The sequence below is a fragment of the Methanolobus halotolerans genome (genome assembly GCF_004745425.1).
GTDB lineage: Archaea > Halobacteriota > Methanosarcinia > Methanosarcinales > Methanosarcinaceae > Methanolobus > Methanolobus halotolerans.
Genome location: NZ_PGGK01000017.1, coordinates 1 through 22814, shown reverse-complemented (window position 1 = coordinate 22814; position 22814 = coordinate 1). Strand labels below are relative to the sequence as shown.

The 22814-nt window shown below is 45.5% G+C and carries 20 protein-coding genes; 15 read left to right on the top strand and 5 right to left on the bottom strand.

Annotation, left to right across the window (positions count from 1 at the left end):
• Window positions 1-7 precede the first annotated feature (7 nt).
• Genes CUN85_RS11545 through CUN85_RS11530 form a run of 4 tightly spaced genes read right to left on the bottom strand, consistent with a single transcriptional unit; the run spans window position 8 to window position 2438 of the window.
• Window positions 8-481 carry a DUF7266 family protein gene (locus tag CUN85_RS11545; RefSeq protein ID WP_135390472.1) on the bottom strand — a complete coding sequence of 158 codons (474 nt, stop codon included), beginning with the start codon at window positions 479-481 and terminating at the stop codon, window positions 8-10.
• Window positions 478-1335: a hypothetical protein gene (locus tag CUN85_RS11540; RefSeq protein WP_135390471.1), complete on the bottom strand. Its 858-nt coding sequence runs from the start codon at window positions 1333-1335 to the stop codon at window positions 478-480. Before CUN85_RS11540 ends, CUN85_RS11545 begins: the two co-directional genes overlap by 4 nt.
• 7 nt (window positions 1336-1342) lie before the next feature.
• Window positions 1343-1912: a DUF7288 family protein gene (locus tag CUN85_RS11535; protein ID WP_135390470.1), complete on the bottom strand. Its 570-nt coding sequence runs from the start codon at window positions 1910-1912 to the stop codon at window positions 1343-1345.
• Window positions 1913-1961: 49 nt separating this feature from the next.
• Window positions 1962-2438 (bottom strand): DUF7287 family protein, encoded by a 477-nt coding sequence (locus CUN85_RS11530; RefSeq protein WP_235856319.1) that lies wholly within the window; start codon window positions 2436-2438, stop codon window positions 1962-1964.
• A gap of 149 nt (window positions 2439-2587) precedes the next feature.
• On the opposite strand from CUN85_RS11530, the gene CUN85_RS11525 reads away from it, so the two are divergent.
• The 10 genes from CUN85_RS11525 to CUN85_RS11480 all read left to right on the top strand — a co-directional run bounded on the left by CUN85_RS11525 (window position 2588) and on the right by CUN85_RS11480 (window position 17513).
• On the top strand, window positions 2588-4153 hold the full coding sequence (locus CUN85_RS11525; RefSeq protein ID WP_235856318.1) for a metallophosphoesterase family protein: 1566 nt from the start codon (window positions 2588-2590) through the stop codon (window positions 4151-4153).
• The gene (locus CUN85_RS11520; RefSeq protein WP_135390468.1) at window positions 4150-6813 is read left to right on the top strand and encodes an AAA family ATPase; all 2664 of its coding nucleotides are present in this window, start codon (window positions 4150-4152) and stop codon (window positions 6811-6813) included. Before CUN85_RS11525 ends, CUN85_RS11520 begins: the two co-directional genes overlap by 4 nt.
• 154 nt (window positions 6814-6967) lie before the next feature.
• Entirely contained in the window at window positions 6968-7792 is an 825-nt protein-coding gene (locus CUN85_RS11515) for a hypothetical protein (RefSeq protein ID WP_135390467.1), read from the top strand.
• A 46-nt stretch (window positions 7793-7838) separates the two neighbouring features.
• Window positions 7839-11363, top strand: coding sequence for a chromosome segregation protein SMC (gene smc, locus CUN85_RS11510; RefSeq protein ID WP_135390466.1), 3525 nt, complete (start codon window positions 7839-7841; stop codon window positions 11361-11363).
• The gene (locus tag CUN85_RS11505) at window positions 11360-12193 is read left to right on the top strand and encodes a segregation and condensation protein A (RefSeq protein ID WP_135390465.1); all 834 of its coding nucleotides are present in this window, start codon (window positions 11360-11362) and stop codon (window positions 12191-12193) included. Before smc ends, CUN85_RS11505 begins: the two co-directional genes overlap by 4 nt.
• A 16-nt stretch (window positions 12194-12209) precedes the next feature.
• Window positions 12210-13313, top strand: coding sequence for an SMC-Scp complex subunit ScpB (gene scpB / locus CUN85_RS11500; protein WP_135390464.1), 1104 nt, complete (start codon window positions 12210-12212; stop codon window positions 13311-13313).
• 140 nt (window positions 13314-13453) lie between these two features.
• Window positions 13454-14005: a TATA-box-binding protein gene (locus CUN85_RS11495; RefSeq protein WP_135390463.1), complete on the top strand. Its 552-nt coding sequence runs from the start codon at window positions 13454-13456 to the stop codon at window positions 14003-14005.
• Window positions 14006-14025: 20 nt separating this feature from the next.
• Window positions 14026-14946, top strand: coding sequence for an S-layer glycoprotein N-glycosyltransferase AglJ (gene aglJ, locus CUN85_RS11490; RefSeq protein ID WP_135390462.1), 921 nt, complete (start codon window positions 14026-14028; stop codon window positions 14944-14946).
• A gap of 314 nt (window positions 14947-15260) precedes the next feature.
• A complete protein-coding gene (thiC, locus tag CUN85_RS11485; protein WP_135390461.1) occupies window positions 15261-16547 on the top strand; it encodes a phosphomethylpyrimidine synthase ThiC in 1287 nt (428 codons plus the stop codon).
• A 162-nt stretch (window positions 16548-16709) separates the two neighbouring features.
• Window positions 16710-17513 carry an SAM hydrolase/SAM-dependent halogenase family protein gene (locus tag CUN85_RS11480; protein ID WP_135390460.1) on the top strand — a complete coding sequence of 268 codons (804 nt, stop codon included), beginning with the start codon at window positions 16710-16712 and terminating at the stop codon, window positions 17511-17513.
• On the opposite strand, the gene CUN85_RS11475 is transcribed toward CUN85_RS11480, so the two are convergent.
• Window positions 17488-18462, bottom strand: a complete 975-nt coding sequence (locus CUN85_RS11475) for a radical SAM protein (protein WP_135390459.1) — start codon at window positions 18460-18462, stop codon at window positions 17488-17490. The genes CUN85_RS11480 and CUN85_RS11475 overlap by 26 nt on opposite strands.
• A 214-nt stretch (window positions 18463-18676) precedes the next feature.
• On the opposite strand from CUN85_RS11475, the gene CUN85_RS11470 reads away from it, so the two are divergent.
• The 5 genes from CUN85_RS11470 (at window position 18677) to CUN85_RS11450 (ending at window position 22562) form a co-directional block, all read left to right on the top strand.
• Window positions 18677-19651, top strand: a complete 975-nt coding sequence (locus CUN85_RS11470) for a DUF4198 domain-containing protein (RefSeq protein WP_235856317.1) — start codon at window positions 18677-18679, stop codon at window positions 19649-19651.
• Window positions 19652-19774: 123 nt separating this feature from the next.
• Window positions 19775-20395 carry a cobalt transporter CbiM gene (cbiM, locus tag CUN85_RS11465; protein ID WP_135390458.1) on the top strand — a complete coding sequence of 207 codons (621 nt, stop codon included), beginning with the start codon at window positions 19775-19777 and terminating at the stop codon, window positions 20393-20395.
• Window positions 20396-20399: 4 nt separating this feature from the next.
• Window positions 20400-20855, top strand: a complete 456-nt coding sequence (locus tag CUN85_RS11460) for a carboxypeptidase-like regulatory domain-containing protein (RefSeq protein WP_135390457.1) — start codon at window positions 20400-20402, stop codon at window positions 20853-20855.
• Between the two features lie 17 nt (window positions 20856-20872).
• Entirely contained in the window at window positions 20873-21631 is a 759-nt protein-coding gene (gene cbiQ / locus CUN85_RS11455; protein ID WP_135390456.1) for a cobalt ECF transporter T component CbiQ, read from the top strand.
• 1 nt (window position 21632) lies between these two features.
• The gene (locus CUN85_RS11450; RefSeq protein ID WP_135390455.1) at window positions 21633-22562 is read left to right on the top strand and encodes an energy-coupling factor ABC transporter ATP-binding protein; all 930 of its coding nucleotides are present in this window, start codon (window positions 21633-21635) and stop codon (window positions 22560-22562) included.
• Window positions 22563-22814: the final 252 nt, after the last annotated feature.

Here is a 22814-nt window from a genome sequence, read left to right as displayed (position 1 = left end):
CTCATCCTCAGGATATGTCAATGGTATTGGTGATCGGGTTGTAAACTATCAGGTATTCGCCCTTTGAACTGTAAAGCGTGGTTGGGGTAACTGTTGTATCTTCAGTGGAATAAGGTACCTTAACTCTGGTTTCATCCCTTTCCTCAGATGCGATGATAATATCATTTGTAATATTTGAGAACTCTATTGAATATTCCTTTCCTGCAATCCTGTCCGGCAGGGATAGTCTGTAACTGATCTCCTGAATACCGGAGCCGGCATCTTCTGCTATGGCAACTGTTGTATCTATAGCTGCTATACGGACAGCAATATCGCTTCCGTGAATCTCGAACTCATCGCGCATCACTGTCTGCTCTGCCTGGTCCATCATTGAATAGAATGATGTCAGAGTAACTACCAGCACGAGGACCGTTATGGAGAATGTGAGTATGAACCCAATCGGAACGGATACGGCATTCTCATCGCCGGATAGTCCTTTCATGGTATTCCTCCCGGCAGGAGGACCGGCACCGTCCGGTTGACGCTCATCCGGCTGGAACTCATCTTCAGGGTAGGGTTAGCCACATTGTGCCTCATCAGCGTAAATGACCGGCCTGATGTGAGGTTTCCGGATATTGTGCACATGCCAATGGTATTGCTGGCGTTATAGATGTTTATTGAATAATCCTGGCCTTCCGTGGAGGCAGAATAGTTGAAAATAAAAGTCTCATTATTGATTTTATTGCCTGTTATATTAAGCTCGGGATTACTTCCGGTATTGTTACTGTAGTTAGGTGCTAGTGAACCGACTGTGACGGTTATGTTTACATTGCCACTTGAATTATACATCTTGATGGACCACAAGCTGCTCCCGCTCTGATTTACCGCTTCGAAGACAAGTGGATTTGACTCATTTCCCATTGTGGATGTTTTTGGGGTGATAAAGAACGATTCAGTTGTGTTTACATTATTCACCAGGGTCCAGTTCCCTTTCCCGCCTGCAAGCCCGTTGTGAGTGTAGTAAGGTTCTGAATAATTATGGTTCTGCAGGTGGAAGGTAAAGCCTCCTGTTGCATAGTTCTGACTGACTTTTCTTGTATAGGAATTAATGTATTCTTCATAGAGAGTACTGTTATTCCCGTTTTGCCTACTGTAAATGTAGGCATCCTGATATGCCTCTGTAGTGGTCTGGATGGCATTTGCAATATCGTAGCGGGAGGTATCAATGCTTGATTCCGACGCCATGTTGCTGGCATATATCACGTTGTTCAGCATAACTGTAATTACAACTATGCCTACACCGATGGCAAACCCTGCGATCAGTAGCAACTGGGCGGAATCATCTAGCTTTTTCATGGGATCACTACATCCTCCAGAGTGTCATCTTTACGTTGATAATATTGTAAAAGTCCGTTTCATTACTTGCATCCGGTACGCCTGTTTGTGCCTCGAAACCCGTCGTTTTGTCTACGTCGGCATCGGATAATTGGACTTTTTTAGATATCATTACAGCGTTATTCGAAGGGTCTCCGTTGTAGATGTATCTGTGAGATACGGCGATGCCTTCTTCATTTACCCAGCTGAAATGTACATTATGGGCGATACCTCTCCTGACTGCGATGAATTCGAGTGTCCGGGCAAGCGAACTGGATTGAAGTTCGTAAGTTGGCGATCTTACTGTCCTGTAGGCTGTCCCGTTCCAGACGTACTGCTCGCCGTCCCAGTTCAGTATATCCGTCTTCAGATCAGAATCATTGCCATAGGCTGAATATGAAAGGGCATTGAGCATGTCCTGCCCCATTGTCTGGAGCTGGGCTTCTATGTGAGCATTGGCCGTGGAAGATGTGAGAGGAGTAAGTGAAGTTGCCTGTACTGTGAAAACTATAATCGCAAACATTATCATTGCAGCCATGATGGCTTCAAGGGTATGCATCTGACCATTTTGATCATATTTTGTAAGAGAGGATGATTTTATTTTGATTTTACCACACCCTGAAGGACATGATAAGAAGTTCGGTGTTCCCTGTACTCTCATTCCTGTACAGGACTACTCTTTTTGTCTGTCCCACGTTGACCTCTGCAGGAATTATCTCTCCTGCCGAATCGATTAGGGACGTACCATTCTCTAATGTGATATTGAGGTCATATCGAAGGTAACTGCCGTTCATGCCCAGTGAGTCCAGAGTGGAATCATAACTTGTATTAAGTTCTGTAAAGAATTCATCAACTCTTGCTCCGCTGACAAGATTGGGAACTGTCTCATCCATTGCACTCATCCTTTTTTCCACAATAGTTGTGGATATCCTGTCAGCAATCAGGGTAACTTCGTCGGAATTGGACTGGAAGGGTGTAAAGATCCCGGAAGTATAACTGAACACAAATACAACTGCAAATAAAAAAACTGTGATACCGATAAGATAATCTATGGTGATCTGACCTTTAGTATCCATAATTCCCATTTTTAATATACTTACCCATTGTATAAAAATAAATGGTTATTTATAATCCGACAAAGTAACTCTAAGTTAAATTTAATTATGTAATGAAGTTGCCTGCTTCTGCGTGGACAGGCAATCTTAAAAGCGGGGAGCGCATATGATACCTCCTGATGGATGAGATAAGGATTATCCACACCGGGGATACACATTTAGGTTATCGCCAGTATCATAGTGAAGCGCGCAGACAGGATTTCATGGACGCCTTTTCCAGGGTAATAGATGATGCCATTGAGGCGAAGGCGGATGCAGTAGTGCATGCCGGTGATCTTTTCGATTCAAGGAACCCTACACTGGATGATATACTCGGGGCGATGGAGCTCTTCTCAAAACTGAAAAGTGCCGATATACCTCTGCTGGCGATCGTGGGGAATCATGAGAGCAAACAGAGTACCCAATGGCTGGACCTTTTCGGAACTATGGGGCTTGTCACACGCCTTGGAACCACACCTTTTAAGCTGGGAGGCGTGGCGATATATGGTATAGACAGTGTTCCCAGATCCCGCATACCTTTGTTTGATTATACAGTGTTTGATGATACGCCTGCCGACGCACGGCATAATCTTCTTGTGATGCATCAGCTCATGAAACCTTTCCCGTTCGGGGAATGGGATATGCATGAAGTCATAGATGCCCTGCCGTTCAATGTGGACGCAGTGCTCCTTGGAGATAACCATAAACACGAAATAATTAAAGTGGACAATGTCTGGGTAACGTATTGCGGCAGTACCGAGCGCAACAGCACTTCTGAGCGGGAGCCGCGCTCTTACAATATAATATCTGTAAGTGAGGCAGGAGTGGATATCAGCAGACGTATCATTCCGACAAGGGAGTTCGTTTTCATTCCGGTCCATCTTGAAAAGGATTCAGATGCCTATGATGAGATATTTGCAGCTATAAAGGAGCACGACATAGAGGAAAAGGTCGTCTTTATCAATATATCGGGAGACCCCGGTGTCAAAGTCATATTCAGCGAGGTGGAGAAGTTCCTGCTCTCCCGCAAAGCCCTTGTCCCGGGTATCAGGGACCTCCGGACAGGCGAGATATCTCTGGATGATGCCCGGATGCCTGTTTCTTTTGCCGACCCGGATGATGCGGTAAAGGAGGAGATTAGAAAAATGCATCTTACTGATGGCGGTCTAATGGTGGATGAGATTGTCAGGGACCCGACAGTAGTAAAGACAAAGGTCGATGCTGAAGTGGAAAAAAAGCTGGGGAAACTAATGGACAGTACTGATTTCTCTGATATTGTTGTATCCAGGTCCAAGGTAACTGATGAACTTCCCGCATCTATAGAGGAAAGGCCTGAGGTGACGGTACTAGCTCATAATGAAGTTGATACTATTTGTAAAGCCGGAAAGCCTGTCGAAGAACATATCACAGAAAGCATCGGGCAACTGGCTGAGCTTTCTACAGAGGAGGTCAATGCCGTTCAGGGGCTGACTACTTCGTCTGAAACCGTGGTTGAAAAGATGGCAGGTTCACAACAGGAATACGCTTGTGAAGAAGATGCGCCTGCCACAGAATATGAAAAGGATATGCCTGAAAGTGGTATAAAAGCCCACGAAGGGGCAAAAGAAGAAGTAAAAAAGGATACATCACCTTCTGAAGAAAAACAAGCTTCAAAAGAGAAAACAGACCACAAACCCAGGCAGTATAATCTTGGTGACTACCTATGATGATAAAAAGGCTGACGATCCAGAACATAAGGAGCTATGAAAGCCTGGATCTCTCCTTTGAGAATGGTGTGACTGTGGTCTCGGGAGTTAACGGCAGTGGCAAGTCCAGTCTTCTTGAGGCCTGCTTCACCTGCCTTTTCGGAAGTAAGACACTTGATAAGGACTTCGTGCTCTCTGATCTAATACGCAAAGGTGCGACCAGAGCATCTATAGTGCTTGAATTCGAGCAGAATGGAAATGACTATTCTATTGAGCAGACCTTCAGGAACGACCCGGAAAAGGGCCGTGCTTCCAATACCAGTGCTATTCTTAAAAAGAACGGGGAGATTATCTTCGACCAGGCGTCCCGTACCTATGAAGCTGTCAAGTCTCTCCTTAATATGGACGAGGAAGCCTACAGGAACTGTGTCTATATTAGACAGGGGGAGATCGATGTCCTGATAAATTCAAAGCCCAGGGACAGACAGAGGATGATTGATGACCTGCTAAAACTTGGTAAACTGGAAGAATACAGGGAACGTGCATCCAGCGCACGTATTGGCGTGGGTCGCCATCAGAGGGATTCTGAACGGCATATCAGGGACATGACAGCCGATATACAGGAACTTGAGGATTCAAAACCTGCCGAAAGGCTGGCAGAACTGCTTTCGCGTTCCAGGGGACTTGAGGATTCCATCACCTCTCTTAATGAAAAAAGGGACCGTGCACTATCTCTGAAAGATGAGACCTCACAGAAGATATCCAGGTTCCGGGAACTTGCAGATAAGAAGAGTTCTATCCAGGCGCAGATAAAAGGGTTCGGTGAGAAAAGAACGCAGGCCTATGCCCAGATAGAATCCATATCTAAGGATATAGGATCCCGGAAAGATACTGTTGAAAAGACGGCAAAGAGCACCGAAGAGATGCGATTGAAGCTGGATGCCACAGATAATGATGATATTGAAGCTGTGATATCGGACCTGGATCGTAAAGAGCGCTTAATGAGGGACAAATTAAGTGACATCAACAAGGACAAAGCGGTCCATGAAAAGGAGCTATCAGGCCTGTCCACCTCCATAGAAGAGAATAAAAAGCAAACTGTCCAGCTGGAAAAATCCGGAGTTCAGGTCCGGGAAAAGATCTCTTCTGTGGAGGCCGGGATCAAAAAACTACAAAAGATGGTCGAAGACTCCGGGACAAAAAGGTCTGCAGTTCTGTCAACGATTGAATCCATGGGCCTCACTCCTGAAAAGCTGGAGAACATCGAAGAGATATTCGATCTGGTGAGTGACCAGCTAAAGAACCTTTATGGAAAGGAGAGGGAGATCGCGGTGAAGATTGCTGATCTGCAGGAGAGAATCAAAAAGTCCGGGGAATTGTTGAGCAAAGGTAAGTGTCCGACCTGTAGCCAGGACCTTCATGGCTCGGTCATCGAAGAGACAAGCCGGGCAGATCTGCTTAAGCAAAAGGAACTTACTGTGGATCTGTCTGGGTTGAAGAAGAAGCAGGAAGATCTGGAGTCTAAACTTGGCAGGGTAAAGGAAGCCAGGGTGCATAAAACCGAGATAGAGTACCAAACACGTGAGATAAAGTCCCTGAATGATCAGATATCTAACCAGAAAAAGTTACTGGAAGAATACCAGTTTAATATTGCAGATCACGAAAAAAAGAAAGAGGAGATTCTTTCACAAAAAACGTATCTTGAAAGTTCTCTGAAAGAGCTTAAGAGCAAAGTCTCTCAACTGGAGCAGGATGCTGGGACATCTCGCAAGGAACATGAAAGGTCCCTTGAAAACCTTAAGGTCGCAAGGAATGTGCGAAACAATCTTCTTGAGATCGAAAAGGCCGTATCCGACATAAACAAGATGGAGGAGAGGATAACGGGTATTCGTGAGATGATCTCGCTTTTTGACAGTCAGGCCGCTGACAAAAGGGCCCATCTTGCAGAAGTTGATGAACAGATGGGCGGGCTTGATATTACTAAACTCGAATCCCTGTTAAATGATTATGAAAACGCTTTCAGGAACATAAATTTGCAGATCGGGAAATTAACAGCGGAAAGGGAAGGTCTGACAAAGCAGGCCGGAATGGTTGAGAGTGATCTGAAGCGCATGAGCGAGCTTAAAAAGACGCTTGAGGTCCTCAGAAACAAGGCCGCTTACCTGAATGCAGTTTATGAGGATGCAGAAGGTCTGGAGGCTATGTACATGCGTGTCCGTGCGGAATTACGCTCGAATAACATAGGCATCCTGGATGCTCTTATCAACGAGATATTCGCTTTCATGTATTCGAACAATGCCTACTCGCATATCAGGCTTGATCATGAATATAATCTGACTGTGTTTGAGAAGAATGGAACTCCCCTTGAACCTAAACTGTTGAGCGGCGGGGAAAGGGCCATATTCAATCTGGTACTCAGATGCGCCATATACCGCCTTCTCTCTTTGGGTATATCGGGGGAAGACTCAGGGCTTCCACCACTTATAATGGATGAACCTACGGTCTTCCTGGACCGGGGACATGTGCAACAGCTTATCAAACTCATAGATATGATGCGCGACATTGGTGTGGGGCAGATTCTGGTAGTATCCCATGATGAATCATTGATCGACTCTGCAGATAACGTTTTTATGGTGGAGAAGGACCCGATCTCCAATAGCTCATCAATTTATGCTAAATAGGTTCAGGCTTATGATGGGTTCTTTGACCGGAAAAGCTGTAAAACCTGGAAAAATGATAATTACAACCATAAATTATATTATACTTTTACCCATATATTAACGCAAGATTTTTGAAACACTTAATGAGGGACCGAATGGATTTGCGAGGTATTTAATGAATTCTGAAAACAGAGACTTTATAATTGAACGGCTTGAGCGCCAGTTAAAGGAAAAAGAGACGGAAATCGAGGATATAAAGATCAATTTACGTGATTCTATCCTCCGGGAAATAAGGAGCGACCTGAAAACCGATATGGATATCAACAACCGCATTGTTCAGCTTGAACATAAGGTTCAGGCACTGACAAGCAATCTGAATGGGATAATGGATGAACTCCTTGACCAGAAATCCATGCTTCGTTCCATTGGAGAACTTTCCGTTTCCAGCCACAGGAAAGAGGAGACTAAGCCACAGGAGATCACACCTGCTCCCGGGAAGGCCATGGAGAACACGGAGCCCCGGCTATATCGGCCTGAAAATGAACCTGCTGATCCGGTAAGGGCGCCCGGTCCTTCCTCTGAGCCTGTTTATTCCGAAACTCCGGTGATCACTGCTCCGATCACGCCTCATGCTCCGCCGGAAATGGCTGCTCCTGTCAGCAGGGCCAGCTCTAAGGTGTCCATAAGATCAACCGATGAGCCCGAAGTTTCACAAAACAGTGCTCCTGCCTCTCGTCCTTCGAATTTACGTTTTAAAGTGCGTGATGCTGCTCCTGCTTTTCAGCCAGGGGTGCAGGAGCCTGAGCCACCTTCTGAGTATATAGTTGCCGAGACCGATGAGGAACGGAAAGTGCGCAATAACGGGGAGGGGCAACGTGAGCCATGTGATTATATCGTTGCCGAAGAAGAGAGTGCACGCAGGCAGACTGAAACAGAATATGAGACCGTTGAAGCTCGGGATGATGAAGATGCAGTGATTATTATCACCCGCAGGAAATAGTCCTTGTCCGGCATTATAAGACCTTTATTAATAAAAGGGGAAACACGTGCATATCAAGGAAATTGAGTTCATCAACTTCAAATCCTTCGGTAAAAAGGTAAAGATCCCGTTTTTTGAAGGCTTTACCACAATTTCCGGACCTAACGGTAGCGGCAAGTCTAATATTATAGACGGTGTCCTTTTCGTGCTCGGGCTTTCCAGCTCCAGGACCATGAGGGCTGAAAAGCTCACCGATCTTATCTACAATGGTGACAGTTCCAGGAAACCTGATTTTGCCCAGGTTACCATCAAGTTCGATAATACGGATCGTACGATGCCAATCGCCAGTGATGAGATATCGATCACCAGGAAGATACGTGAAACAGATAGCGGCTATTACAGCTATTTTTACTTCAATGGCAAGGCTGTCAGTCTCACGGATGTCCATAACCACCTGGCAAAGGCAGGTGTGACTCCTGAAGGTTATAATGTGGTTATGCAGGGTGATGTTACTCGCATAATCAATATGACTCCTGTGGAAAGACGGAAGATCATAGATGAGATTGCAGGTGTCGCAGAGTTCGATAGTAAGAAAGACCGCGCACTAAACGAGCTTGAGATCGTTCGTGAGAGGGTCGAAAGGGTCGATATCATCATCGAAGAGGTCGGTCAGCAACTCGTAAAACTTAAGGCTGAGCGTGATCAGGCACTCAATTATCAGTCCCTCAAAGAAGAGAAGATGAAATTCGAGGGTTTTGTACTCCTTGCAAAGCTCAAGGATGCAAAGGTCGAACTGGATTCTGTGGGAGCTGATATCCTGTCAAAGGAAGGTGTGCTTGATAAGCTTGGTCAGGCACTTGAGGAACGCCAGAAAAAAGTAGAGGAACTGGAGAACGCCCTGGAAGATATGACTTCCACTATCCACAAAATGGGAGAGGACGAGCAGATCCGGGTCAAGAAGGACATTGAGGAGATAAGGGGTGAGATATCACGCTGCAATGGCAGCATCGAGCTTGCAGACAATGAGATGGAGGATATCGAGTCCAGAAGAAGGAAGACCTTTGTCGAGATCGATGAGATCAAAGGCAGGCTTGAAGAACTCGACGGGCGGATATCCGAGGAATCCGTGCGCAAAGACGGTATCCTTGCCGAGATGTCGGAACGCAAGACTGAAAGGGTGATCCTGCAGAGCAAGATTGCTGATGTTGATGCCAAATTTGCACAGACCCGGGATGAGGTTTCCGGGCTGAAGTCCGGGCTTGAACTTGCAAAGAACGAAAAGAATGAGTTGATGCGTCAGGAGGACCGGTTACTGGATGCACTCCGGCGAAAGTCTGCTGAAGTGAGGGATATCGAAAGTGAGATAGAGGATGCAAAGTCCAAAGCCAAGTCTTCTGACAGTGACACTCTATCGGTAAAATATGACATTGAAAAACTGAATGAGAAAATAGACACACTGACCAGGGATATCGATGATCTCGAACGTAACCGTGCTCAGATACAGTCTGTTATCAAGGACCTTGAGAATGAACTGCGCACCTACGAGAAGGATTATGCACGTATCGAGGTCCGTGTAAGGGCATCTGAGGACCACAGCAACTATTCTAAGGCAGTCGAAATGGTGATGAATGAGAAAAAACACCATGGATTGCCTGGTATATACGGGACCATTGCCGAACTTGGAAGTGTGGATCAGAAATATTCCACAGCCCTTGAGATATCTGCAGGTGGAAGGATGCAGGCCATTGTTGTTGAGAATGACGAAGACGGAGCTCGCGCGATCGATTTTCTCAAACGTGGAAGGGGTGGAAGAGCAACATTTTTGCCCCTGAACAAGTTGGAGCAACGCAGGCCATATAAGAATCTCTCTGACAGGGAAGGAGTGATCGGCTATGCTCTGGACCTCATTGACTTTGACCCTAAGTTCGAACCCGCCTTCTGGTACGTTTTCAGGGACACGCTTATCGTCGACACCCTGACAAATGCCCGTCGTCTGATGGGCGGCCTGAGGATGGTGACACTTGAAGGTGATGTAGTCGAGAAGAGCGGTGCCATGGTGGGAGGTTCGAAACAGCGATCAAGCGGTCTCTCATTTGCGGCTTCCGAGAAGGATAAGCTCGTAAAACTTGCGGAAAAGATCACTGAGTACGATTCCAGGCGAAGCACGGCTATAAAGAAACTCGACCAGATCGAGAGCCATATCGCACAGGTGAACCGCGAGATCCATGACCATGATAATGATATATCGAAAAAGGAGATGTTTATCGAGGAGATCGCCGGACGTGGTGAACGCCTTTCCCAGCTCATTGAATCAAAGAATTCCGAACTCCTTGAGATAGAGGTCTCCCGTAAGGAAATGCGGGAAGAGATGGAGACTGTTGTTTCACTTAAAGAGCAAAAGAGCATGCTTGTTGAATCTCTGGAGGATGATATATCCAAACTTGAAGAAAAACTTGCAGGATCCGAGGTTCCGGAACTCAGCCGGCAGGCAGAGCAGCTTGACGAGCAGATCCGGCATCTTGATGGCAGGGTACGGGATATCGAATCGGATGTCAACGCATTGAAACTCGACAGGGACTACTCGACTTCAAAGATAGAAGAGAACCGGGAACTGATCAGGGCTATGGATGAAAAGAAGTCTACTCATAAACAACGTGTTAAGCAGTTGAACGAGCAGATCGGTGAACTGGAAGGTGCGCTTCTGGAGAAAAGACAGCGTGAGGCTGAACTCGCAGAAGAGCTAAAGGAACTCCAGCAGGAACGCGCCCGGCTGCATGCTGAACACATCTCCGTGAAGAAACTGTTCGATGAGGCCAGATCAAAACATGTCGAAGCCAATCGTCAGAAACTTGCGCTGGATGCCACGAAGGCTGCACTTGAAGAGCAGATAGAGGAACTAAGTGAAGAGCTTCTCAGGCGTGGTATCGAGGAAAGTGAGGAGGTCCCGAACTATGAGACCGTGCGCACAAGGATATCTTCAATTGAAAAGGCGATGGAGAAGCTCGAACCTGTGAATATGCGTGCCATCGATGAGTATGATGAAGTGGAACTGAGGCTTAACGAGCTTGTCACACGGCGTGACACTCTTTCAACGGAAAGGGAACAGATCCTTGAAAGAATAAAGCAGTACGAAGAGCTTAAAAAAGATACCTTTATGGTCACATATCATGGAATAAACGAGCCCTTTAAGGAAATATTCAATGAGCTTTCGGACGGTACAGGAGCGCTTGTGCTTGACAGTTATGACGATCCTTTTTCAGGAGGACTGACCCTTAAAGCACAACCAAAAGAAAAGACATTACAGCGCCTTGAGGCAATGTCCGGAGGAGAGAAGAGCCTGACAGCTCTTTCCTTTGTATTTGCCATCCAGCAGTATCGTCCTGCTCCATTTTATGCATTTGACGAGATCGATATGTTCCTGGACGGTGCCAATGCAGGAAGGGTTGCACAACGTGTTAAAAAAGCTGTTGCTGATGCACAATTCATCGTGGTCTCCCTCAGGAAACCAATGATAGAGGCTGCAGAACGGACAATAGGTGTCGCCATGCAGGAAAATAATATCACAAGTATCACGGGAGTGAAGTTGCGTTGAATGAAGTCATTGAAGATGCGGACATTGGTCAGTCTGTGGAAGTAGTTCCTTTAACGGAGATTCCTCTTCCTGGTACCATCGATCCTGAATTCATGGAGACTCTCCGGTCGCTTGGTGTAGATGAGTCTCTGCTTGAATTCTCAGATGACGTGCTCAGTGAGCCGGTCGAGATTCTTATGAACCTTGCCAAGAATGGAGATATCAATCCCTGGGATATCGATATCATGAATGTGACCGATATGTTCCTTGAGCGCATAGAGCAGATGCAGATGACGGATCTTCGGATATCCGGCAGGACCCTGTTATATGCATCAATCCTTCTGCGAATGAAATCCACGGGTATAGTGCAGGATCAAGAGGATGAGAATGACCTTGAGATGCTCGAAGATGAACTTGATTTCTATGATGTTGAGGAGTATCCTGTTCCAAAACTCCCCATAAGGCGGCGGGCCACCCGTCCTGTTACGTTGCAGGAGCTCATCCTGGAGCTTCAGAAAGCAGAGAAGGTCGAGACCAGAAGGAAGGACCGTAGGGTCCGTCGCAAAATTGAAGAAAGGTCTTTTGTCACTACGGATGAGGTACTCGGGATAGCCCATGAGGAAGATATCCTCGGGCGTGTAAAAACACTCGGTGAAAGGCTCACCAGAGACCTGGCTGAAAAGGAGTTCGTAGTACTTTCCGATCTAATGGTTGACAACCGTTCCGAGAATATAATGACTTATGTGTCCCTTCTTTTCCTGGCTACTGAAAAAAAGGTGTGGCTGTCACAAAAAGAATTGTTCGGTGAACTGTATGTATATCCGGCCGACAATATGGGAATTATTGCCTGATAGATGTGTATGGATCATGAAAGACAGGGAAATAATTGAAGCGGCTCTGTTTGCTGCAGGGTCGGCACTTGACATAGCAATCTTATCAAAACTGGTGGGCAAACCCAAAAGGCAGGTCGCTCCTTTCATCGGAAAACTGATCAGTGAATATGCAGGTCGTGAAAGCGGTGTTGAGATACTGGATCTCGGGGAACGCTATGTAATGCAGGTCAAACCCGAATATGCTGACATTGTGAGGCCACTGGCTCCAAAGGAACTGAGTGCGCCCATGCTTCGTACGCTTTCGATGATCGCTTACCATCAACCCCTTATCCAGTCTGAGCTCATCGATATGAGGGGTAACTCGGCCTATGATCATATACGTGAGCTTAAAGAGAGAGGACTTGTGGAGGCTGTGCCCCATGGCAGGACTAAACTGCTCCGTACGACTCCTCTCTTCGCTGACTACTTCGGACTTGAATCCAATGATCCTGAACTTGTTAAGAAAAAGATCGTGGAACTCTCAAAGGTGCAGAGTGGCCAAAGTGGTCTCAATAAATGGCTTGGCCGCAGGTTCGTTGGTGTGACTCCGATGTATGCATCCCTTATGGAAATGTGTGGTATCAGGGATTTCAGGGTGATCGATGCATACAAGCCTACTGAAGAGGAGCTGGAGGAACTTGCAGATGTGTATAAACTGGTGATATCCAGGGGATATACCGAGCAGGTCAGCAAACATTACGATGGTGAGATCATCGAGGTCGGATCTACAACCTTCGACGACCTTGTCGCTGCGATCAGGTCCCTGGAAAATGTTTCGGACCCCGGGAAAGTGCGGGATAATATCGAACTGATAGAGGATATGAGGGAAAGGTACGTTTCTAAAGCTCTTGTATTCAGTAAGAAAGTAAAACCGACAACCGATATGGTTGCACGCATCGTAAGTGACTTGCGTATCGGGGTTTCTGCGGACGGGATTGTCATAGCACCTGATTATGGTCTGTCCGGGGAAGGGCTGGATGTGAGCGAAGGGGCTGATATAATGGTGCCAACACATCGGAATCTTGATGGTGATCTTATCGAGAGGGTATGTAAGAAATATGATGCTGTGATAGCTGGCATGAAGGATTTTGAATCTTGATCTTTATCCGGATATACTGTTTGTATTATAGGTATCTTGTAAATTCTGTGCATCTATTTAAAAAGCTATATAAATAAGAGGGTATAAGTTTATATACTCAATTGCTGAATATTACTCCGCTTTAAATACGAGGATATACCATGTCAGATTATAACATAAAGATTGAAAATGTAGTAGCATCTACTAAACTTGCAGAGGAGTTCGACCTTACCAAGATAGAGGCAGAATTCGAGGGCGCTGAGTATAATAAACAGAAGTTCCCCGGACTTGTGTACAGGGTTTCTGACCCCAAGGCTGCATTTTTGGTCTTCACATCTGGAAAGGTGGTATGCACAGGGGCAAAGAACGTAGCTGATGTCCACACTGTAATAGGCAATATGGCAAAAAAGCTCAATGGTATTGGCATCAAGACCATAGATGATCCTGAAATCACCGTACAGAACATCGTTGCTTCTGCTGACCTTCAGGCAGTGCTCAATCTGAATGCAATCGCAATAGGTCTTGGTCTTGAGAACATTGAATATGAACCCGAACAGTTCCCGGGACTTGTCTACCGTATTGATGATCCGAAGGTCGTAGTACTGATCTTCAGCTCAGGCAAACTGGTGGTTACAGGTGGTAAATCCCCTGAGAACTGTGAGCAGGGTGTTGAAGTCGTAAGACAGCAACTAGACAGTATGGGACTGCTCTAAAAAGGACAAATGTGAGTTCTTTGTCAAACGAAGATGTTTGTGTCCTTATACCAGCGTTAAACGAAGAGGCCACTATCGGACAGCTTATAAAGGATTTCAGGTCCGAAGGTTTCGACAATATTCTCGTTATAGATGGACATAGTTCAGACAGGACGCGCGATATCGCTGAAGCGGAAGGTGCAGAAGTCGTTGTCCAGAGTGGCAGGGGCAAGGGTCAGGCCATCCAGGAGGCCTTTGAACTGATTAACAGTGATTATGTTGTCATGATAGACGGGGATGGTACCTATCTGGCAAGTGATATACACGTAGTTCTGAAACCTCTCAGGGAAGGCCTTGCCGACCAGGTCATAGGCAACAGGTTTGCTGACTATGATGCCGGGGCCTTTACACGCCTGAACCGTATGGGTAATCGCATTCTCAATAAATTCTTCGGTTTCGCATACGGTCAATGGCTCGACGATATACTTTCCGGCTACAGGGGTTATACCCGCAGGGCGATAAAATCTTTTGAACTACAGGAAATCGGCTTTGAGATAGAGTCTGAGATGACAATTGAAAGCGTTAAAAGGGATCACAGGATCGAAGTGGTCCCGATCTCCTATCTGGAAAGACATTCAAAAGCCAGCACTAAGCTCAATCCGGTGAAAGACGGGTTCAGGATTGCCAGAACCATCTATAAAATGGCAAAAATGCATAATCCTATGTTCTATTTCGGGTTGATCGGCGGGTTTTTTATCCTGGCCGGCTTTATTACGGGTCTTTTCGTGATTTCCGAATGGCTACAGGGCATCACTCGTATTCCACTCAGCGTACTTACGGCTCTTCTCATAATTGCCGGTTTCCAGATGTTTGTGTTTGGTATGCTGAGCGACCTTGTCGTTTCCCTCCACAGGGAACACATGCGTGCACTGCGTAAACTTTCAGAAGATATGAATGAATAGATTATTTTTCCTCTCTTTCATTCTGTTCTTTTCTGCTTTTGTTGCATCTTTAATGGCCAATTCAAGTTTTTATGAGTACTTATAAGATATACTTTACTTGTTTAAAATAAGTGGTAAATCATCTTATCTATGTTCCGATCACTCAATAGTTTGCATGATGCTGTTTTCTGTCTTATTTCTATTTGAATTGCAATCTTAAAGTTTAATATTCCAATGCACTAAACTAAACTTGACTTTAGCTAAAGTTAGTTTTTTAAAAAGTGTTATATACGATCTGGATATTCTAAGGTACATCAAATACCGAGGAACAGATCATGACAATAGTAACAGATGCAAAGAATGGTAAGATCACAGAAGAGATGAAGATCGTTGCCAAAGAAGAAGGCAAAGATCCTGAATTCATCAGACGTGGAATTGCTGCAGGAAGAATTGTAATCCCCATGACCCCTTACAGGGACATCCGGATATGCGGTATCGGTGAGGGACTCAGGACAAAGGTCAATGCATCCATTGGTGCATCATCGGATATTGTTGATGAAGAAATGGAAGTTAAAAAGGCCAAGGCAGCAGAAGCAGCTGGTGCAGACACACTTATGGAGCTGGGTACCGGTGGAGATTTCCTTGGTATCAGGAAAAAGGTTTGTGATGCAATATCCCTTCCGGTAGGTTCAGTGCCACTCTACCAGGCATTCATCACCGCAGCAAAGAGGGACGGTTCCATTGTTCACATGACAGAAGACGATCTCTGGCATGCAACAGAGGAACAGGCGAAGCTCGGTACGAACTTCATGGCTATCCACACTGGTATCAACAACATTGTCCTTGACAGGTTGAAGGCACACGGAAGATTCGGCGGTCTTTGTTCCCGTGGCGGAGCTTTCATGAGCACATGGATGCTTCATAACCAGAAGGAGAACCCGCTTTTTGCAGATTTCGATTATCTGTGTGAGATTCTCAAGGAGCACGAAGTAACCCTGTCAACAGGAAATGGAATGCGTGCAGGTGCCATCCATGATGCAACCGACAGAGCACAGATCCAGGAATTGATCATCAACTCAGAGTGCGCACAGAAAGCACACGATAAATACGACCTTCAGGTCATTGTTGAAGGGCCGGGACACGTACCACTGGACGAGGTCGAGATGAATGTCAAGCTCATGAAATCAATGAGCGGCGGAAAACCGTTCTACATGCTTGGTCCTCTTGTGTCTGATATCGGCGCAGGCCGTGACCACATCGTAACAGCTATCGGTGCAGCAACTTCAGCAGCAGCAGGCTGTGACTTCCTCTGCTACGTAACACCGGCAGAACACCTTGCACTTCCAAATCTCGAAGACGTTGTTGAGGGTGTCAAGACATCAAGGATAGCAGCTCACGTCGGTGACATGGTCAAGAACAAGGAAAGCCGTAACTGGGATCTTGCAATGGGCAGGGCACGCAGGGACCTTGACTGGGAGAAAATGTTCGGTCTATGTCTTGATGAAGAACTCGCAAGAGAGATAAGAAGTAGCAGAGCACCTGAAGATGAAGACGCATGTACCATGTGCGGTGACTTCTGCGCACTCAAGATTGTCAACAAGAGCTACAACCTTGCAAAGTGATAGCATCACTTTCTCTCATTTCTTTTTTTAACTTACTGCATTTTTTTTCAGATCGGAGCAAGAAGGCCACCTTCTTTAACTGGTGGCATTTTGCTCATACTGTGGCTTGATCCGTCTCCAATGGCAAACACTTATTTTCTAAGGACGGGCAAATAAGCAGTTATGACAATTGTGACCCTTACAACAGATTTCGGTTCACTCTATCCCGCATCTCTCAAGGCGGTAATTCTCGGGATGGAGCCCGGAACACAAATAGTGGATATCACCCACTCGGTACGGCATGCTGACATACGTGCCGGTGCGTTTGCACTATACACAGTGGTGGATTATTTCCCAAAGGGGACGGTACATGTTGCCGTCGTGGACCCGGGTGTGGGTACACAGCGTAATTCAATAGTCATATCCTCCGGTGGTCAATTTTTTGTAGGCCCGGACAATGGCCTGATGGTCCCGGCGGCTTTGAGGCTCGGGGATATGCAGGTCTACCGGATAAAGGGTACAGAATTACTGGGGGATGTTTCTACAACTTTCCATGGCAGGGACGTATTTGCCCGTATAGGTGCTTATCTTTCGGGAGGCGTGGCGCCTGAACGTGCAGGAGAAAAGACTGATGACTATGTGCATCTGGATTTTGGAAATGTTGAGGTAGGGGTAAATTCTGTTTCAGGTGAAGTTATCTACATTGATGATTTCGGAAATGTAATCACCAACATACCCGGAACCGTAGTATCGGATCTGGTTCATTTTGGTGAAGTGGTGAAGGTGTCTGGCAGGGATATGCCATTTATGCATACATACGGACTCGTGGATGTGGGGGAGCCATTGTCACTTACAGGGAGTCATGGTTTTCTTGAGATCGCCGTGAACCAGGGAAGTGCGGCATCGGTACTTGGGCTTAGAAATGGCGACAGGATAGACGTCAGGACTCCACAAGTAGCGGCTACATCCACTCGTAATGTCTCATGACCTCCAGGTTGAAATCATACATAAGGCTGTTTTCCACGTATCCGAAGAAAAGGCATTTCTGGCACTCATTTGAGGTTTTTTTCCTCTTTTCTCTGGTTGCCTCCCATACATTCGCAATTCCTTCCCTTATATGCCCGATAGGTTCCCTGTGGACCCGGCAGTTCTCAATACTCCCGTCTGCGGCAACATCCAGTATAATATCACTGGCATGGCATGAATATGTGGTTTTCAGGTCCCTCGCCATTTCCAGATAAGTGATAGAGTTGATAATCGGATATCCCTGCTTTTTCTTTTCAATTATCCCGTCAACAACCCTGCGATACTTTTCCATGTCCCGGATGCCAAGATCGTCCCAGGTATCATTTCCGATATTCCCGAATTCATACATGGGTTCGAATGATATCTTTACATTCAGGTCCATGGCAAGCTGCAAGAGTTCTTCTATATCATCAAGATTCTTCCCGCTGATCACACAGTTCAGGAGCAAGGGGTTGATCATATTCTCCTTTGCCTTGATGATGCCTGGCAGTATCCTGTCAAATTCCACTCCTCTTATTTCCCTGTAACTGGAGGTGCCGTCCACAGACACTGAAAGGTAGTCAAGGTTCTCAAGCTCTACTGCTCTTTTTTCCAGCAACAGTCCATTGGTTATGAGGGAGGTTATCATCCCCAGGCCCCTGGCATGTGCCAGTATCTCTGGCAGGTCCTCTCTGAGCAGCGGCTCAACTGTCCAGGCATTATAGGCGAGTATGCCAAAGGCCCTTGCCTCATCTAACAGATTAAATATGTCTTCGAGTTCCATTTCCGGGCCGCTCTCTTTCCAGTACTCGCAGAACCTGCATTTCATATTGCATCTGGTGTTGATGGCATGGGAGAGTACGAAGGGTCTTTTTCTGATCCGCATCTGCCAGAGGGCCTTTGCAGCGATAACAGGTGAGAATGTTGTCATGGCAATTTATCCAGAATTAGTACTTTCCTGTAATTAGCACATAAGGTAAAAATCATTTGCTCTTCAATTTCTGGTGTGTTGTGTTTATGAAAGTATTCTTGATTAGTACGATAAGTTATTACAATATATTGTTGTGCACAAATTATGTAGCAAAAACTATTTATTTTGTATTACTGTCACTAGGTTTAACAGATATGATCATAGGAGGTTCTATTTGAAACTAAATATCTTTTCTTTGTTGGTGCTAACAGGAATTGTTCTTTGGACATCAGGTATTGCAGGTGCACACTTTACAATGGTATTCCCAAGCGACAGCGAAGATACTATATGGGATGTGACTCCGGATGACTATATTGCACAGCTTGGCGATACAAAGGAAATCTACATCATGTGGGGTCATCCTTACGAACACATACTCTTCGATATGTCCACCATACCGGAAATCACGGTAACCAAACCTGACAGCACGGTCGAGCAACTCACAGTTGAGGAGATAAGCGTTGACGGAATGGATGAGGAAGGACACATGGGTACGTTTGTCGCATACAAAACATCTTTTACAGTTGACCAAATGGGAGATTCGGTGATCTCTGTAAAATACGAGGATGTGGACGAAGACATGGTGGACTTTACCAAGGCGGTCATCCACTCCGGTGAGGAGATGTGGGTCGGATGGGATGCAGAGGTAGATCAGGACACCGAGATCATCCCCTACATGAGGCCTTATGGTATGGAAGAGGGATTTGTATTTGCCGGAAAGGCATTGAATAATGGTGCTTCCCTGACAGGAGCTGATGTCGAAGTGGAGATATACCACACCCTGGAGGACGGTATTAAGATCGTGGAGGCTGCTGAGGAGAAGTTCCCCTACGATGCACCTATGGTATTTACCAGACTCACAAAGACCAACGACAATGGTGATTTCCTCTATACTCTGGATGAACCGGGAATCTGGTTTGTTGGGGCAACGATGGAACCTGAGGAGGGCCAGCCGGTAAGGGGTGTGTTCATCGTCCCTGTAATCGAATCTTTCCCTGAGAAGAGTGTTGCTTCTGGCGCAAATGAACAGGCATCAGATGAAAATGATGCTTCATCAGGTCAGACAACAGCAAGTGCTCCCGGATTTGTTGCATCAATTGCTTTTGCAGGCATTCTTGGCGCACTTTATACCATAATGAGGAAAGAATAGGTTAATTGAGAAGGGATATCTAATCCCTATCACTTCTTTTTTATACGTTGTTATTCATTACCAATCAAGTTCATATGAATTTGAGACAAATTCATAATTCATGATATCAATGAGGTAATTATTATGCATATTTCAGATGGTGTGTTGTCTTTCTCGGTTGTTGCTGCCGGCTGGGCAATAACGCTGGTGTTAAGCGCTTTAATCCTCTGGCGCTGCAAATACAAGTATGATATGGCTGAACAGATCCCAAAGATCTCTATCATTACAGGTACCTTTTTTGTAGCTTCTCTTATTCACATATCCATTGGCCCGACAAGTGTCCATCTCCTTCTTAACGGGCTCATGGGGGTTGTGCTTGGAGTCTTTGCGTTCCCTGCAATGTTGGTTGGTCTTACATTGCAGGCCTTCCTTTTTCAGCATGGGGGCATTACAACTATCGGAGCCAACAATGTTATTATAGGTATACCTGCCCTTATTTCATACTGGACGTTCAGGTTTGGCTATAGAAAAGGAATCAATGTTGCATTTATGGGTGCCCTGTGCGGTGCGTTGGGAATACTGCTTTCAGGCATCTTTCTTGCTTTCATACTAATAAGTACCGGAGAGGAGTTCAGGGAAGTTGCTTATGCAGCTTTGATCGCTCATCTCCCTGTAATGGTAATTGAGGGGATTATCACTGGCTCTGTAGTGTCTTTTCTCTTGAAGGTAAGGCCGGAACTTTTGCCAGTGGATACGGAGGTTTGAACTGATGGATCATCTAAAATTAACAAGGATTCTAGTTTTACTGGGCATGGTCCTGATGCTTCTTATGCCGGGGGTTTCGGCACATCGGGTCTATGTTCAGGAGCAGATCACGGAAGTTGAGATAAAAGCCTGGTTCGGTGGGGGAGATCCCATGCCCAATGCGGATGTTTCTGTCTACGCTATAAAAAACGGAGAAGAGGAGCTGTACATTGAGGACAGGACCGATTCGAATGGGTTGTTCTATTTCACTCCAAAGCTCGGTGTATCCGAATACAGGGTGGTTGTTTCTGAAAGCGGTCACAAGAGTGAAAAGACCTTCAATCTTGCGGGTGGTTCAGCTGCAGAAACAGAAAATGCTGAATTGCCTTTATCTGCTAGCGTTGTTGCAGGTTTTGGATATATTATTGGAATCGCAGGTCTGGCACTGTATTTTTCATCAAGGAAATCCAAGGGCCAATAGTTCAAAGGTGGCACTTAATGGAATATCCGGAAATAGATGCTTTTGCATCACTGAATTCGCCCATCCATCGTTTCGATCCTCGCGCCAAGATGTTAACTTTTACTTTGCTTATTTTCTCTTTTGCTTTTGTGGATGATCTGAAAATCGCCCTGTACGGCTTTTTGTTCTCAATCTTAATATTACTGGTATCCAGATTACCAATGGGCTTTGCACTGAAGAGAATAAGAATGGTTTTCTTTTTTCTTTTTCCTCTGTTGCTTATCATGCCTCTTACGGTAGATGGTGAGGAGCTGATGAACATCAGTGGGATATCTGTTTCAACTGAAGGTTTGGCATATGCTTCTCTGATCATTATAAGGGCACTTGCGGCGGTAACACTTGCTTTTACTATGCTGGCGACTACAAGGTTCGATATGACCATGAAAGCATTGTATGCACTCAGGGTTCCCGGCATGCTGGTCCAGATGCTTATGTTCACTTATCGTTATATCTTCGTTATAATAGATGAATTCAGCCGGATGTGGGAATCTATGCAGTGTAAGGGTTTCAGATTAAAGGCTAATTATCATGGCCTTTCCATATTCGGAAATATTCTGGGTATGCTGATCATAAAAAGCTATGACCGCACAAGCAGAGTATACCAGGCCATGGTCTCCAAGGGATATTCGGGCAGACCAAGGGCTCTTATAAATTTTAAAATGAGCACAAAGGATTATGTATTAAGCACATGTATGGTGTTGATCGCTGTCTCTGTGCATCTTATCAACTGGTATTAATATGATAGAAGCAGTAAAGGTAGAAGGTTTGAGTTATTCATATTCAGACGGTACGAAGGCTCTTGAAGGAATAGATCTCACAATCTATAAAGGTGAGAAGGTCGTGGTAGTAGGCCCCAACGGTGCTGGTAAAACCACATTTTTCCTTCACCTCAACGGAACCATAAAAAATCCGGCTGGTAATATCACTGTTTTTGGAAGGTCTATTTCTGAAATGAGAATTGAAGAGAGAATCCATGAGGTCGGTGTTGTTTTCCAGGATCCTGATGACCAGCTTTTCATGCCAACGGTGTTTGATGATGTAGCTTTCGGACCTGTCAACATGGGGCTTGAAGAAAATGAAGTTAAGAAGCGGGTAATCAAGGCCCTTTTAAAGGTAGGTCTTGAGGGTTTCGAAACGAAAGTCCCTCACAATTTAAGTTATGGACAGAAAAAAAGGCTAGCACTTGCTGCAGTACTTTCAATGGAGCCTAAAGTGCTTGTACTGGACGAGCCCACGGCAAACCTTGACCCGAAGAGTCGTGCTGATTTTATAAGTCTGATAAATGAACTGAATGAGCGTGATGGTATAACCACGATAATTGCCATGCACGATGTCAATGCACTGCCGGAACTTGCCAATCGTGTCTATGTACTCAATCGCAGAATAGTTGCTGAAGGTTCACCAAGAAAGATTTTCTCTGACTGGGAGCTTCTGAGAGAGAATAATCTGGAAGCACCTGATGTTTTCAAACTTTTTAAAGTATTGAATTGCTTTGGATACTCGTCGGATGATCTTCCGTTGTCTTTTGATGAAGCCATCCAAATCCTAACAAGGACCATTGAAGGTAAGGATGGACATATTCACTTGCATGTTCATGAACACACCCATAAAGAGCTATCCGATGTTGTAAACTCGTACAATCATCATCGTAATAACGGAAAGAAATAATATAAGGAGAATCTATATTTATTAACAGATTAAATAATAAAATGATGTTCAAAAAACTCCGCAGATACATTACTATTTTCCGTGTTTTTTCAAAATACAATCTTTTCAGTCTCTTGCACACCGAACTGACACACTCCCACGACTAAAGTGCGTGGGGTTCTACGGTTGATTGCTTTCTAACCATTGCCGCTTTGGGGATGCCAGTATTCCCCTTTGCTACATCACTTTCTGTAGCAAATCGAACTATGTTTG

Coding starts and splice junctions, on each gene's coding strand:
- CUN85_RS11545 (WP_135390472.1), bottom strand. CDS start 481: ATGAAAGGACTATCCGGCGATGAGAATGCCGTATCCGTTCCGATTGGG.
- CUN85_RS11540 (WP_135390471.1), bottom strand. CDS start 1,335: ATGAAAAAGCTAGATGATTCCGCCCAGTTGCTACTGATCGCAGGGTTT.
- CUN85_RS11535 (WP_135390470.1), bottom strand. CDS start 1,912: ATGCATACCCTTGAAGCCATCATGGCTGCAATGATAATGTTTGCGATT.
- CUN85_RS11530 (WP_235856319.1), bottom strand. CDS start 2,438: ATGGGAATTATGGATACTAAAGGTCAGATCACCATAGATTATCTTATC.
- CUN85_RS11525 (WP_235856318.1), top strand. CDS start 2,588: ATGGATGAGATAAGGATTATCCACACCGGGGATACACATTTAGGTTAT.
- CUN85_RS11520 (WP_135390468.1), top strand. CDS start 4,150: ATGATGATAAAAAGGCTGACGATCCAGAACATAAGGAGCTATGAAAGC.
- CUN85_RS11515 (WP_135390467.1), top strand. CDS start 6,968: ATGAATTCTGAAAACAGAGACTTTATAATTGAACGGCTTGAGCGCCAG.
- scpB (WP_135390464.1), top strand. CDS start 12,210: ATGAAAGACAGGGAAATAATTGAAGCGGCTCTGTTTGCTGCAGGGTCG.
- CUN85_RS11495 (WP_135390463.1), top strand. CDS start 13,454: ATGTCAGATTATAACATAAAGATTGAAAATGTAGTAGCATCTACTAAA.
- thiC (WP_135390461.1), top strand. CDS start 15,261: ATGACAATAGTAACAGATGCAAAGAATGGTAAGATCACAGAAGAGATG.
- CUN85_RS11480 (WP_135390460.1), top strand. CDS start 16,710: ATGACAATTGTGACCCTTACAACAGATTTCGGTTCACTCTATCCCGCA.
- CUN85_RS11475 (WP_135390459.1), bottom strand. CDS start 18,462: ATGACAACATTCTCACCTGTTATCGCTGCAAAGGCCCTCTGGCAGATG.
- cbiM (WP_135390458.1), top strand. CDS start 19,775: ATGCATATTTCAGATGGTGTGTTGTCTTTCTCGGTTGTTGCTGCCGGC.
- CUN85_RS11460 (WP_135390457.1), top strand. CDS start 20,400: ATGGATCATCTAAAATTAACAAGGATTCTAGTTTTACTGGGCATGGTC.
- cbiQ (WP_135390456.1), top strand. CDS start 20,873: ATGGAATATCCGGAAATAGATGCTTTTGCATCACTGAATTCGCCCATC.
- CUN85_RS11450 (WP_135390455.1), top strand. CDS start 21,633: ATGATAGAAGCAGTAAAGGTAGAAGGTTTGAGTTATTCATATTCAGAC.